At 63.7% G+C, this 13,182-nt stretch carries 9 protein-coding genes; 7 read left to right on the top strand and 2 right to left on the bottom strand.

Features of this window, described 5'->3' with window-relative positions; genetic code table 11:
* The first annotated feature begins 52 nt into the window (after positions 1 to 52).
* The 7 genes from ACX2DJ_RS05945 (at position 53) to ACX2DJ_RS05915 (ending at position 6,860) form a co-directional block, all read left to right on the top strand.
* Positions 53 to 1,444, top strand: coding sequence for a leucyl aminopeptidase family protein (locus tag ACX2DJ_RS05945; RefSeq protein ID WP_462571527.1), 1,392 nt, complete (start codon positions 53 to 55; stop codon positions 1,442 to 1,444).
* Positions 1,445 to 1,540: 96 nt separating this feature from the next.
* A complete protein-coding gene (locus ACX2DJ_RS05940; RefSeq protein ID WP_462571526.1) occupies positions 1,541 to 1,891 on the top strand; it encodes a hypothetical protein in 351 nt (116 codons plus the stop codon).
* A gap of 11 nt (positions 1,892 to 1,902) precedes the next feature.
* A complete protein-coding gene (gene argC, locus ACX2DJ_RS05935; RefSeq protein ID WP_462571525.1) occupies positions 1,903 to 2,829 on the top strand; it encodes an N-acetyl-gamma-glutamyl-phosphate reductase in 927 nt (308 codons plus the stop codon).
* A gap of 266 nt (positions 2,830 to 3,095) precedes the next feature.
* A complete protein-coding gene (locus tag ACX2DJ_RS05930; protein WP_462571524.1) occupies positions 3,096 to 3,434 on the top strand; it encodes a P-II family nitrogen regulator in 339 nt (112 codons plus the stop codon).
* Between the two features lie 99 nt (positions 3,435 to 3,533).
* Complete coding sequence (gene glnA, locus ACX2DJ_RS05925; protein ID WP_462571523.1) at positions 3,534 to 4,943, top strand: type I glutamate--ammonia ligase; 1,410 nt, start codon at positions 3,534 to 3,536, stop codon at positions 4,941 to 4,943.
* A gap of 206 nt (positions 4,944 to 5,149) precedes the next feature.
* On the top strand, positions 5,150 to 6,052 hold the full coding sequence (locus ACX2DJ_RS05920; RefSeq protein WP_462571522.1) for a hypothetical protein: 903 nt from the start codon (positions 5,150 to 5,152) through the stop codon (positions 6,050 to 6,052).
* Positions 6,053 to 6,263: 211 nt separating this feature from the next.
* A complete protein-coding gene (locus tag ACX2DJ_RS05915; RefSeq protein WP_462571521.1) occupies positions 6,264 to 6,860 on the top strand; it encodes a lysozyme in 597 nt (198 codons plus the stop codon).
* 9 nt (positions 6,861 to 6,869) lie between these two features.
* On the opposite strand, the gene ACX2DJ_RS05910 is transcribed toward ACX2DJ_RS05915, so the two are convergent.
* Both ACX2DJ_RS05910 and ACX2DJ_RS05905 read right to left on the bottom strand, forming a co-directional pair.
* Positions 6,870 to 11,060: a translocation/assembly module TamB domain-containing protein gene (locus tag ACX2DJ_RS05910; RefSeq protein ID WP_462571520.1), complete on the bottom strand. Its 4,191-nt coding sequence runs from the start codon at positions 11,058 to 11,060 to the stop codon at positions 6,870 to 6,872.
* Positions 11,060 to 13,171 carry an autotransporter assembly complex protein TamA gene (locus tag ACX2DJ_RS05905; RefSeq protein ID WP_462571519.1) on the bottom strand — a complete coding sequence of 704 codons (2,112 nt, stop codon included), beginning with the start codon at positions 13,169 to 13,171 and terminating at the stop codon, positions 11,060 to 11,062. The genes ACX2DJ_RS05910 and ACX2DJ_RS05905 overlap by 1 nt, the downstream gene beginning before the upstream one ends.
* Between the last annotated feature and the right edge of the window lie 11 nt (positions 13,172 to 13,182).

The raw sequence follows: 13,182 nt of genomic DNA, 5'->3' as shown, positions 1-13,182 counted from the left end.
CCGCGTACAAAATTGCGAGTGACAACAAGCGCAGCGTCACTAAGTAACCCCCATGAGCAAGAAAGACGCGCTGATCCAGCCTGATCGCGGGCAAACTGCAACTACGATCCACCTTGTCACCAAGGACGGCTTCGAAGCATGGCTGAAGCCGCTTTCGGCAGGCCAGCGCTCTGCGCTGAAGGCGCAGAAGTTCGAAGGCAAGCCCGCGCAGGTCGCCATCGTGCCCGATGGTGATGGCTGGTTTGCGGCGGGCGGGGTGGCCGATCCGGAAAAGCTCACCAGCTGGTGCCTTGCCAAGCTGGCTGAGGACTTGCCCGGCGGCACCTATCGCCTTGCCGCTGGCGATCCGGGTGCGGCGCTCCACGGCTGGCAGACCGCGCAATATAAATTCGCGCGCTATCTCAAACCGGAAGAATTGCCCACCGGGCCGCGCGTGCTGCTGAGTAACCAGGCCAGGCATCTCGACGCTGCCATTGCCGAGGCGGAGGCGGAAAACCTCGTGCGCGATCTCGTCAACACCCCGGCCGAGGACATGGGGCCTGCCGCGCTCGAAGCCGAGTTCGAAAAACTTGCCAAGGCTTTCGATGCCAGGCTGAAAGTGACCAAGGGCGATACGCTGGAAAGCGAATACCCGATGGTCCATGCGGTTGGCCGGGCGGCGGCGCGGCACCACGCCCCGCGCATGCTGCATTTGAGCTGGGGCAAGGAAAAACACCCGGTGCTGGCGATCGTCGGCAAGGGCGTGTGCTTCGATTCGGGCGGGCTCGACATCAAGCCGGCGAGCGGCATGAAGCTGATGAAGAAGGATATGGGCGGCGCCGCACATGCCATCGCGCTGGCGCGGCTTGTGATGAACGCGCATCTGCCGGTGCGGCTGCACCTGCTGGTGCCGGCAGTCGAGAATGCCATTGCGGGCAATGCCTTCCGCCCCGGCGATATTCTGGGCTCGCGCAAGGGGTTGACGGTGGAGATCGGCAATACCGATGCCGAAGGGCGATTGATCCTGGGCGATGCGCTGACCCGCGCGAGCGAGGAAAAGCCCGACCTGATCGTGGATTTCGCTACGCTCACCGGCGCTGCCCGCGTGGCGCTCGGCCCCGATTTCCCGGCGTTGATGACGCGCACGGATGAAACCGCGCAGGCGCTGATCGATGCGGGCAAGGCCTGCGATGACGAGCCCTGGCGCCTGCCCCTGCCCGCCGCCTATGCCGAATGGCTCAAGTCCGACATTGCCGATACCAACAACACCCATTTCAACGGCTTTGCCGGGGCGAGCGTGGCGGGCCTGTTCCTCGACAAGTTCGTGGGAGAAGGGATCGACTGGGCGCATTTTGACACCTTCGCCTGGCGCCCCTCGGCGAAGCCGGGCCGCCCCGCGGGCGGCGCTGCCTATGGCCTGCGCGCCACTTTCCACATGTTGCGCGCGCGCTACGCTGGCAAATAACCGGGCGGCGGCTAACTTGCCCGAAAGGCGCGCAATGTATAAGCGCCCGCGCAGCCCGCATCCGGCGGGTGCGATCAAACGGGGATTCGGTGCGGAATGAGTGGCGCCCAGGCATATGTGGTTCCTGAAGGCTCGCTGCGGCTGGCAGGCCCTGTCGCGCGTCCGGCGCCGGGCACGCTGCCGCTGCGGGGTGACCTGGCGCATATCGCCCTGGCGGGGCGCTATCTTGCCGCGCATTACGTGATCCCCCAACTGCGCGCAGTCGGCGCTTCCGGGGCACAGATGTTCCTGGCCGCGCGGGCGGACAGTGCTGTGGTGAGCGAACTTGCTGGCGGCTCGACGATTGAAGTGCTCGATGTTGCAGGGGCATGGGCCTGGGCCTCATTGGGGCCGGACGGGCCGAGCGGATATGTGCCGCTTCCCGCGCTCGCCGCCGCAGCGGGCTAGGCGGCCCAGCGATGTCCGCCCGTATCTTCATCGATGGTGCCGCCGGGACGACGGGGCTTGAAATCCGCGAACGGCTAGCTGGCCGCAGCGATTTCGAGCTGCTGGTGTTGGACGATGCCGAGCGCAAGAGCGAAGCCGCGCGCAAGGACGCGCTCCACGCCGCCGATTTCGCAATCCTGTGCCTGCCCGATGACGCGGCGAAGGACGCGGTGAAATTGGCCGAAGGGTCTGACACGCGCATCATCGATGCCTCCTCCGCGCACCGGGTGGCCGAGGGCTGGACCTACGGCTTTCCCGAGCTCGTCGGACGCGACAAAATCGCGAACGCGCAATTTGTCTCCAACCCCGGATGCTACCCCACCGGCTTTCTGGCGCTCGTCGCGCCGCTGGTGCGCGCCGGGCTGCTGCCCGCAGACTGGCCCTACACGGTCAATGCCGTCAGCGGATATTCGGGCGGCGGCAAGGCGCTGATCGAACGGTTCGAGGCCGAAGGCGCCCCGGCATTCCGCGCCTATGGCCTGGGCCTGGCGCACAAGCACCGTCCCGAGATGAAGCTGCACGCCGGGCTGGCCCACGGGGTGATTTTCGCCCCTGCAGTCGTGCCGGCCTATCGCGGCATGATTGTTGAAGTGCCGCTCCATCTGGGCGCCATGCCGGGCGAGCTAACTGCCGATGGTCTTCGCGCCGCTTTGCGCGAATTCTACGCCAGCTCGGCTGTAATATCGGTTGTCGACAAGAGCGATGTCAGCGAACTTCTGCTCGAAAAGCACGCACCGCCAACCGATACGATGGAACTGTTTGCGTTCGGCAATGAAGGTGGCTGGCACGCCCGCCTTGTCGCCCGGCTCGACAACCTTGGAAAGGGCGCGTCCGGCGCAGCCATCCAGAACCTCAACATCATGTGCGGTTTGCCGGAAACGACCGGTCTTGCGCTCTGAAGCTCCGGCCCCTGCCTAAATTTTAGGCAGTGATGGTCTGGCTTTTGGGCATTGTGCAGCGACAGCGCAACGGCGGCGCGGCGACATAGCCCGGCAATCCTGCCGCAAAAGCCGGATCATGCCTCGATTCCCTTGAAATAAGGCCTCCCGCTCCGCGTTTGGGCGTTTGGCACGATTCTTGGATGTGCTAGTGTGAGAAATTGAACCGTCGGCCAGCGAGCGCAACCCGTTGCGATCCGCCCGGCTCACAGGGGGAGCGTAGCAACGTGAAGAAGATCGAAGCGATTATCAAACCCTTCAAGCTCGACGAGGTGAAGGAATCGCTACACGAAATCGGGGTTTCGGGCATCACCGTCACCGAAGCCAAGGGCTTTGGCCGCCAGAAAGGCCACACCGAGCTTTATCGCGGCGCCGAATATGTGGTCGATTTTCTGCCCAAGGTTAAACTTGAAGTCGTGGTGAGCGACGCGATGGCCGAAGCCGTGGTCGAAGCGATCGCCGCGGCCGCGCAAACCGGCCGCATCGGCGACGGCAAGATTTTCGTCTCGACGATCGATAGCGCGCTGCGCATCCGCACTGGCGAGAAGGACGATGACGCGATCTGATCGGGTCGCGCGGACGATAGACAAACTGGATATTTCCCACCAACCCGCCCGCAAGATACCGGGTGGAAACGTACAGACTAGCTGGAGGCAAGACTACCAATGAGCAAGGTGAAAGACGTCCTCAAACAGATCAAGGACAATGAGATCGAGTGGGTCGACCTCCGCTTTACCGACCCCAAGGGCAAGTGGCAGCACCTCACCATGTGTGCCGGTGTGATGGGCGAGGACGAATTCGAAGACGGGCTGATGTTCGACGGTTCTTCGATCGCCGGCTGGAAGGTCATCAACGAATCCGACATGATCCTGAAGCCCGATCTGGATGCGACCTGGATCGATCCGTTCAGCGCCACCCCGATGCTGATCGTCAATTGCGACATCGTCGAGCCTTCGACTGGCGACTGGTATTCGCGCGACCCGCGCACCACCGCCAAGCGCGCCGAAGCCTATCTCAAGTCAACCGGCATCGGTGACACAATCTATGTCGGCCCTGAAGCCGAATTCTTCATGTTCGACGATGTCCGCTTCGAAGACGGTTATGCCGGCTCGGGCTTCGCCATCGATGACATCGAACTGCCGACCAATACCGGCAAGGAATATGAGAGCGGCAACCTTGCCCACCGCCCGCGCGCCAAGGGCGGCTATTTCCCCGTCGCCCCGGTTGACAGCGCCGTGGACATTCGCGGCGAGATGGTTTCGACCATGCTCGAAATGGGCCTGCCGTGTGACAAGCACCACCACGAAGTGGCCGCCGCCCAGCACGAGCTGGGCCTGACCTTCGGCACGCTGGTTGAAACCGCCGACCGGATGCAGGTGTACAAGTATGTCGTGCACCAGGTCGCCCATGCCTATGGCAAGACCGCGACCTTCATGCCCAAGCCGATCAAGGCCGACAATGGTTCAGGCATGCACACCCACATGTCGATCTGGACCGACGGCAAGCCGACTTTCGCGGGCAATGAATACGCCGGCCTGTCGGAAACCTGCCTTTACTACATCGGCGGCGTGATCAAGCACGCCAAGGCGCTGAATGCCTTCACCAACCCGACCACCAACAGCTACAAGCGCCTGGTGCCTGGCTTCGAAGCTCCCGTGCTGCTGGCCTATTCGGCGCGCAACCGCTCGGCTTCGTGCCGCATCCCCTATGGCGCGGGCGACAAGGCGAAGCGCGTCGAGTTCCGCTTCCCCGATGCGATGGCCAACCCCTATCTCGCCTATTCGGCGCTGCTGATGGCGGGTCTCGACGGGATCACCAACAAGATCCACCCGGGCGAAGCGATGGACAAGAACCTCTACGATCTGCCTCCGGCAGAGCTGGCCGAGGTTCCGACGGTGTGCGGCTCGCTTCGCGAAGCACTGGAAGCGCTCGAGGCCGATCACGAGTTCCTGCTGAAAGGCGACGTGTTCACCAAGGACCAGATCGAAGCCTATGCCGAGCTCAAGTGGGAGGAGGTCATCCGCACGGAAACGACCCCCTGCCCGGTCGAATTCGACATGTATTACAGCATGTAATCGATCTTTGGATCAAAGTTCAAAGAAAGGGCGTCCGGAGCGATCCGGGCGCCCTTTTTTAACGAATGTCGGCTTATCAGCAGCTGGTAGGGCATTCGAACACGCACGGAGTATGCCTTGATCCTGGCCCCAAATCGGAGTCTATCTTTGTCTCGCGACACGCCCAGCCTGCTCTTGGAACACAATCAAGCCGAACGGACCAAATCTTGCTGCTTTCGAGTCTCCTGCGAATAACGCCGATCAAGCTGCTTGCCGCGCTCATGCTGGCCGGCTGCACATATGAGCCGCCGGTTTATAAGGGGGAGCTGCAGTCCGCAGCATTGCTCGGCGATGGGCGGGTGGCGATCAGCTATTCGCAAAGGGTTACGCGCCGTCCTACTGGCCTTGCCGAATGGCCGGATGGCGGAATCAGTCTGGTTCAGCACGACCAGGTTCTGGTGGCACTGGTCGATCCGAATGGCCGCACGCGCGAAATCGCGCGCTATGATAACAAGGAGCTTCCCGGACAGGGCTCCATTCAAGTGCGCTGGTTCAAAGCCGACCCTGGCCACCTTTATGTCGAGCGAAGCGGACAGTTGACGACTAGCTGGCCGACAGTCTGGCTTAGCGATACTTATCGGATCGACCTGAACGGACGTGAGATTGCCCGCTTCGACCTGCGCCGCGAACTCGATGCTCGTGGGCTCGATCTCGGGGCAAAGGGGTTCGGTACTCATGTAGTCGACGCTAACGGGACGATGCTGGTCGGTGCCACTCGCGGCGACATTCGCGAGATTTGGCGGAGAGATCCGGGCGCAAACTGGACCCTGCTCGACCGGTTCGACGAGTATGCCTGGATCATGGGCAATGATCTGGCATACCAGAAGGGCGATGACGGGCTGGCCCGCAATTGGCGAACCGGAGACGTGCGCACGGTATGGCGCTTCAACAGGTCGACAGGGCGATCAGAGGTTCTATTGCCGGACGATCCGACAACGCCACGCAATTCGCCTTATCAACCGACGATAAGGGCAGCGGCCAGCGGCGCCGCCAAAACCATCGGGATCTATCGCGACAACACCCGGATTGCCGTAATCGAACCTGATTTCGAGGTGCTCGATCGCCGGTAGGCCCTGTGAATGGCGCCGCTTCCATCGCGAATCCCCGGTCAGCGTCGGCGAGGTGTTTGCACGAGGGTTAGGGCCCCAGGACTTTGCACTGCCGCAAGCGCTTCCGCGCAGCACATGTGATTGGGCGGACCCCGTGAAAAACCATTTTCCTACTCGCCCGCTTCCTGCCTAATTCCCGCGCCTCCAAATCAACGTCAGAGGCATCTAAGGCATGGTACGCAAGGCAATCTTCGACACTTTTCGCGGTATTCTGGGGCGCGGCTTTCGCCAGTCCGAAGTTGACGCTCTCGATAATGCGCTCGATGGAGCGGAGAATCTTTCCGCAGACAGCGTTGCAGGCGGTGTGCGCCTGCGCGTTTCTTCGACCGGGATCGAGTTGATCAAGCGCTTCGAAGGCTGCGCCTCGCTGCGGGGTGACGGACTTTACGAAGCCTATCCCGATCCCGCCACCGGCGGCGCGCCGTGGACCATCGGCTGGGGCGCGACCGGCCCCGACATCGGCCCCGGCACGGTATGGACGCAGGAACAGTGCGATGCGCGGCTGGAACAGGATCTGGCACGCCATGCAGCCGAGGTTGCCAGCGCGCTGGACGATGCCCCTACCACGCAGGCGCAGTTCGATGCGCTGGTGAGTTTCCATTACAACACGGGCGCGATTTCACGCGCGACGCTGACCTCGAAACATCGCGCCGGTGATACCGCTGGTGCTGCGGCACAGTTCGCACGCTGGAACCGCGCCGGAGGCCGGGTGCTCAAGGGGTTGGTGCGGCGGCGGCAGGCCGAAGCACATGTCTATGCCAATGGCTGAAACCGCCGGTCAGTAATCACGGCTGATTTCCAGCAGCACGCTTTCACGGCCCAGAGTTGAAACAGAGGCCAGCAATGACAGCCATGAAGTGATGCGGAACTCAACCTCGGTAGCGCTATAAGCCTGCCCGTCGGTAATCAGCTCGATATAGAAACGCCGTCCGATATTCTTGCCCAGCGCCACGCCGGTTTCACGCCCCAGCGCAGGATCGGCCCCTACGATGCGCAATCGATCAAGCCCGATCGCGCTGCGCAGCTGGTTGATCGGATCCATCCCGCCGCCGCCGCGCAGGCTGGCCAGCGCCGCGCCCAATTGCAGTGCGTCAGTTGGCGAAAGCTCAGTAACCGGCCCGCCGAACAGCAGCCGGGCAAGGATTTCCTCTTCGGGCAGTGGCGGCTCCGACGTGAAGGATATCTCGGGCGTCAACGCATTGCCCCGAACGCTCACCGTCACTTCCAGCCCGTCGCGCCGGGTTTCGGCCTCGATGTCGAGCCGCGGATCGATCGGCACGTTCTCGTCGAAGGTGATGCGGCCGCGGGTAAGCTCGAAGCGCGTGCCGGCAAAACTGTAGCTGCCCCGGATCACCTGTGCCGCGCCGCCGATGCGCGGGTCGGCGGTGGTACCGCGCAGGATGATGTTTCCACGCCATTCGCTGTCGAGCCCCATACCGTCGACATTGATCCGGTTGCGGGCGCGCGCGTCAATCAGATAGCGCCAGGGCGCGCCGGGGCGCGCGGCGGGTGCCCGGTCAGCCGGCAGATTGACCTCGCGGGTGGAAATTTCAGGCAGAGAAACTTCCTCTCCTGCAGTGCCGAGCCGCCAGCTCGCGCTGTCAACTTCGAGCCGCCCGGCGATCGTTCCGCCAACCCCGGACGAAATGATCCGCAGCGGCCCCGTTACTGTCGCGCTTAACCCCCGCGCATCAACCAGCCGCGCCTTCGTGGCTGCCACGCGCAGGTCCATGCGCGGGCCGCGCCCCGGCCCCATCTCCGCCAGGTCGATCGTACCGCTGCCCGTGATCGAGCCGCCGCCCGCCACGCTGCCGGAGAAGCGGCGCAGGTTGAGCCGCGAGCCAACGAAATCGCCCGTCACGCTGGCCCCGCTGATATCGGTGCCCGAAATCACACTGCGCAGGCGCAGATCGCTACCCGACAGGTTTCCGCGCACCACGGGATCGGCCAGCGTGCCGCTGGCCTTCGCGCTGATCGCGACCGGGCCAGCGATGTCGAATTCATCGATCACGGCCAGCCGCCACAATGCCTCCGCGCTCCCATCATAGCGCAGATCGGCTTGCAGCCTGCCGCTCTGAAGCCGCTCATAGATCGCCCCCCGCGCTGGCAGGCCGGTGATGCGTGCATCCATCCAGCCGAGCCGTTCCCCGCCTGCCTCGATCAATGCACGCGCGCCGAAATCATCCTGCCCCAGCGATGCCACCAGTGCCAGGTCGATCGGGCGCGAGGCCAGTAACAGGCCCGAACGGGTCAGCCCTTCAACCTTGATCCTGGCTTCGCCGGTGGGCGCAGCACCGCGTGTACCGCGATAGGTCACTATCCCCGACGCGGTTCCGCCCAGGCCAAGATCGCGCATGGTCAGGTCAGCCAGGCTCAGCGGCGCCTGCACCAGCTTGAGATCGAACAAGGTGCGCCCACCGCCAAACTCGCCGGAGATGGCGGCGCTCCCCTTGCCCAGATTGATGCGGGTCGGGGCGAGCCGCCAACCTGCCTCGCCGCTGCGGGTCAGCACCGCGCGCTGGGGCATGGTAATTGGCGTACCGGCGTAATTGCCGCGCACGATCGCCGCAATCCGGCCTGGCGCGAAATTGCTGTCAAGCTGAAGGTTGAAGCGCCCGCCCTGGCGCCCGACCACCGAAGCGGTGAGCTTGCCCGCTCCGTTCTCGATATTGGCCCGCGCGGCCACGCGGCCCAGGAACAGGGTGCCATAGCGGATCCCGCGACCGCTCAGATCACCCTGGATCCGGCTCGCACCTTCACCAAAAGTGCCCGTGGCCGAGATACGGGCCTGCCCCAGCTCGATCATAGTCGCGCCGCCGAACACGGCATCTTTGGCTTCGAGCGATGCGGTAAAGCCTTGCCCGCCTTGCGCCGGTGCAAGATCGACCGAACCGTTCAGCCCCCCGCCGGCCAGCGTGAGCCGCCCTCTCGCGCCGCCTTCTTCAAATGCCAACCGCCCTTCGATCGCAGTCTGCCAGATACGCAGGCGTTCCACCTCCAGCGTGGCAGGCGCGTTTTCTGGCAATTCCAAGCCCAACACGCCCACGAAATCACCCAGCAGCGAAGTTCCGGTGGTTTCGATACGGAAGCCCATATCGACTGGAGCAATCGCCAGCCGTACATCTTCGAGGCCTGCGGCGGGAAGCGGCGAGGCGAGCACCAGCGTGGCCCTGGGCGAGCCGTCCTCGATCGCCGCGTCGACGGTGAACGGGCCGTAGGTGACGTGGCTGCCTGCTCCCTCAAAGGCGAAGCGCCCATCGTTCCAGCTGCCGCCTCCCGTGAACTTGAGCTGCGGAGAATTCACCTCCAGCGCGCTGAACGTGACCGGTCCGCCCGCTGCTGTGGTCAGGCTGCTGCGGATCGCCAGCTCATTTCCTGCCACGCGGCGCACGGTGGGATTGGCAAGATCGCCCAGGGTTCCCTTGATATCCATGCGCAGTGTCCATGGGCGGCCAGCGTTGAGCCCGAAATCTATCCGCGCATCGGCTGAAGCGGTGCCAATGCCTTCGATCGGTGCGGAGCGCAGGCTGGCCGGCCCCGTCAGGCGCAGACTGCCCGCTGCCAGATTCGCATCGAATGCGAGGCGGCCCGAAAGGCGCGGGAAGGCCACTTGCAGCGGAGCGGCGCGGATTACCCCCTGGCGATAAGTCAACTCGCCGCCAATACGGCCCGACACCAGCTCGGCATCGGCAATCTCGCTGCCGCTTTCGATCTGCCCGATCCTGAGCGCGAGTGGAACGATGAGCGCACCCTCCTCGATCCGGCCTGTGCCTTCCTGCCGCAAGCCCAGCGCCGTGATCTCGCCTAGAGCGAATTCGGACGCGGTGATGTCATGCGCGATGGTGGCGCTGCGGAACGGCCCCTCCAGAGTGGCGCGCAGGCTGGCGCTGCGCAGCGCGATGCCCTCGCCGAAAACACCGGCATCATGCAGCACTGCCTCAAGCGCAACACCGTCAAAGCGATTGTCCGCCAGGTCCACCGCGCCTTCGCCGCGCAAGGTCAGCGCATCGCTGCGCAGTACTGTGCGCCCGTCGAATGTGCTTTCCTTTAAAGTCCCGTCGATCATCACGCCGGTGCGCGCGCCGACCAGTCGGCGGACGAGGCCGTCGCTCGCCGACGCAGCATAGACCTCACCCACCATGCCGTATCGGCCCGCGCGATTGGTCAGCCGGAAGGCGGCGAAACGCTCGTCGCCGCGCTTGACCAGCGCGTGCCCCAGCCAGGTACGCCAGGTCCCGTCACCCAGCACGCGCGCACTATAACCGGTCTTGGCCCCGGTCAGCCCGGCAACCACCCCGCCTGCGGGTGCGCTATAGTCGAGATCGAGATCGAAGCGGTCTCCGTCAGGTTCGGCATGCAGCGACAGGGCGATCCGGTCCGCCTTGCCCAGGTTGCCCTCAAGCTCAAGCGCGACCAGTCCATCGCGTATATCAGCGCTGGCCTGCAAATCGACCCGCTCGGCCTGATCCGTCGCCACGCCCGGGGCGATGGTCAGATTGTCGATCTCGAACCGGTCGATGCGGATATCGAAATCGGGCAGGATGGGCGCGTCGGGATCGCCCGGCAGCAGTTCAGGCAGGCGTTCCAGCCGCCCGCGCCGCGCAACAAGATGGCGGACGTCGAGCCCACTCGTAATCCAGCTGAGCGGCCGCCAATCAAGTTCGACCACCGGAATGACCAGGAAGCGCCCCTTGGGATCGGACAAGATCACATCGTGCAGCACCGCCTCACGGTAAATATCGCCCTGGATCCGCCCCACTTCGACGCGCAGGCCGGAAGCTGGCGCATAGGAGGCAATCTGGTCTGCAATGAAGCGCTTGCCGAAGGGGGAATTGAGCACCATGAACGCCAGCACCAGCGGCGCAAGGATCGCCGCAAGGGCCCAACCTATGCGTTTGGCCCAGCGCCGCCGCCGCGACACCTCAGGCGCATCGGCTTCCGCCGATTCCTCGATTTCGCCCTCCGCCATCAGAAGGCCTGCCCAAGCGAGACATAGACCGCCACCGGGCTATCGAACATCGGATCGCGGTTGAGCGGCACGCCCACGTCGACACGGATCGGCCCGAAGCCGGTTTTGTAGCGGATCCCCACACCGGCACCGTATTTGACAAAGCGGAAATCCGGCACAGTATCGATCGAGACCGTACCCATGTCGAAGAAGGGCACAATTTGCACCGCGCCATCGAACAGGCCGGTATCGATCCGCGCCTCGGCACTGAATTCGACCAGCGAACGCCCGCCGGTCGGCTCGCCAAAATCGTTGCGTGGGCCAACCGCCTGATAGCCAAAGCCGCGCACCGAAGAACCGCCGCCGGCATAGATCCGGCGCGACGGTGCGACTTCGAATAATTGCGCGCCCTGGATCGTGGCAAAGCGGCCGCGCGCGGCCAATGTCACGCCATCGCTGGCGGGCAGGTAATAGCTCGCATCGAGCTGGGCCCGGCCATAGATGGTGTCGTCGCCCAATGTGCGCGAGATTTCCGGTGCCACTTGCAGGCTGACGCGGTAACCGCGTGTGGGATCGAGCAAGGAGTCGCTCTCGTCAATCGTGCCGCGCCCGAACAGCGAGCCGACAAGATACTCCTCACGCGGCCGGGGAACCCCGTCAATCACACGGTTGCGCTCGTCAGTTAGCAACACCTCCGCGCCCATCTGCCAACTGAACGATTTCTGGAACAACAGGTTCGAATGCCGCCCGAACGCGGCGCGCAGCCCAACCGTCCTGGCTTCGACCGCTTGGGTCCGGATATCGCTGGCATAGGCATCGAGCGTCAGTATCTGATCCCGGCCTAGGAAATTGTTGCGTTTGAAGCCGATCCCCGCCAGCTTTTCGCGCGTGCCCAGGATACCGCGTATCTTGAGAGCGCCTTCAGGCGGGAAAAAGTTGCGATGTTCCCAGCTGGCTTCGATCTTCGCCCCATCTTCCGAACCATATCCGATCGCCCCTGCGATCGTGCGCAGCCGCCCCTTGGTGAGCGCGACATCCATCGCCAGCTCGCCTGGTTCACCGGCCTGCGGTTCTGCCTCTACGCGCGGAGTGATGTTGACTGAAGATACCAGGCCAGTGGCAAGGATGGCGCGGCGCAGATCCTGCTCAAGGCTGCGTTGATAGATCTCGCCCGGCTTGAAACGGGCGATCCGGGCAAGATGTTTGGCGGGCAGAAATTCCGGCAGATTGCTGGTCACATCGCCGAACACATATTTTCCGTCCGGCGTGACCTCCAGCGTGAGATCGCCTTCGCTGCGCGCGTGATCGATCAGCAATTCAGGCGGTGCAATTTCGGCAAAGGGATAACCGGTTTCGCCAAGCGCCACGGCGAGCGCATCGCGCCGTTCGACGATCCGGTCCGCCAACAGCGGATCGCCGCTCGCAATCGCGAAGGTTTCGCGCAAGGCAGGGTAATCTGGCGCAAGATCGAGCCGGCCAAGTTCGATCGCGCCAAAGCGATAGCGTTCGCCCGGGAAAATGGCGAAACGCACCGCCCGCACGTTAGCGGCATCATTCTCCGCCACATCCGCTTCATCCAGGCTGCGCGACACACGCGCATCGTAATATCCGTAAACCCTTAGTTGTTGTTCCAGCAATTCGCGATCGGCCCTGATCCGCGATGCGCGCAGGGCAACATTGTCTTGCCCATTTCCGATCCCTTCGGCTTCACGCAATTGCCTGAACCGATCAACAAAGGCGTCGCGATCAGGAAACAACTCGCGATCCGCCGGGAAAGCCAGCTCCAGCCCGCGATCGATCCTGACCGTCTCAAGCGCCGGCACCGGTGGTAAATCCAGTTCGGCCACACTGGCAAAGGGTTCGTCATCTGCCGCTTCGGGCTCGCCATTATCCGCTGGCGCGGGCGCAAGATCGAGCTCGCCCGATCCCGGATCGGGGATGTCGAGAGTTTCGAACGGGGCTTCGCTCTGTTCGACTGGTGGCTGACCGGCGGTTGCCTGATCGGTCCCTTCGCTAGCCCAATCCCCCGGCTGTTCGATCGCGCGATCAGGGATCAGCTCTTCCAGCCTGGTTGGCGCAGCCGTATCCTGTGCTGCAAGCGGCGATGCAATTAGAAGCGCACCAAGGATCAAGGCTGCGGGGC

It is taken from the genome of Altererythrobacter chaiwopuensis, assembly GCF_054957755.1.
This window is presented reverse-complemented; position numbering and strand designations above follow the sequence as displayed.

Coding starts and splice junctions, on each gene's coding strand:
- ACX2DJ_RS05910 (WP_462571520.1), bottom strand. CDS start 11,060: ATGGCGGAGGGCGAAATCGAGGAATCGGCGGAAGCCGATGCGCCTGAG.
- glnA (WP_462571523.1), top strand. CDS start 3,534: ATGAGCAAGGTGAAAGACGTCCTCAAACAGATCAAGGACAATGAGATC.
- ACX2DJ_RS05915 (WP_462571521.1), top strand. CDS start 6,264: ATGGTACGCAAGGCAATCTTCGACACTTTTCGCGGTATTCTGGGGCGC.
- argC (WP_462571525.1), top strand. CDS start 1,903: ATGTCCGCCCGTATCTTCATCGATGGTGCCGCCGGGACGACGGGGCTT.
- ACX2DJ_RS05945 (WP_462571527.1), top strand. CDS start 53: ATGAGCAAGAAAGACGCGCTGATCCAGCCTGATCGCGGGCAAACTGCA.
- ACX2DJ_RS05940 (WP_462571526.1), top strand. CDS start 1,541: ATGAGTGGCGCCCAGGCATATGTGGTTCCTGAAGGCTCGCTGCGGCTG.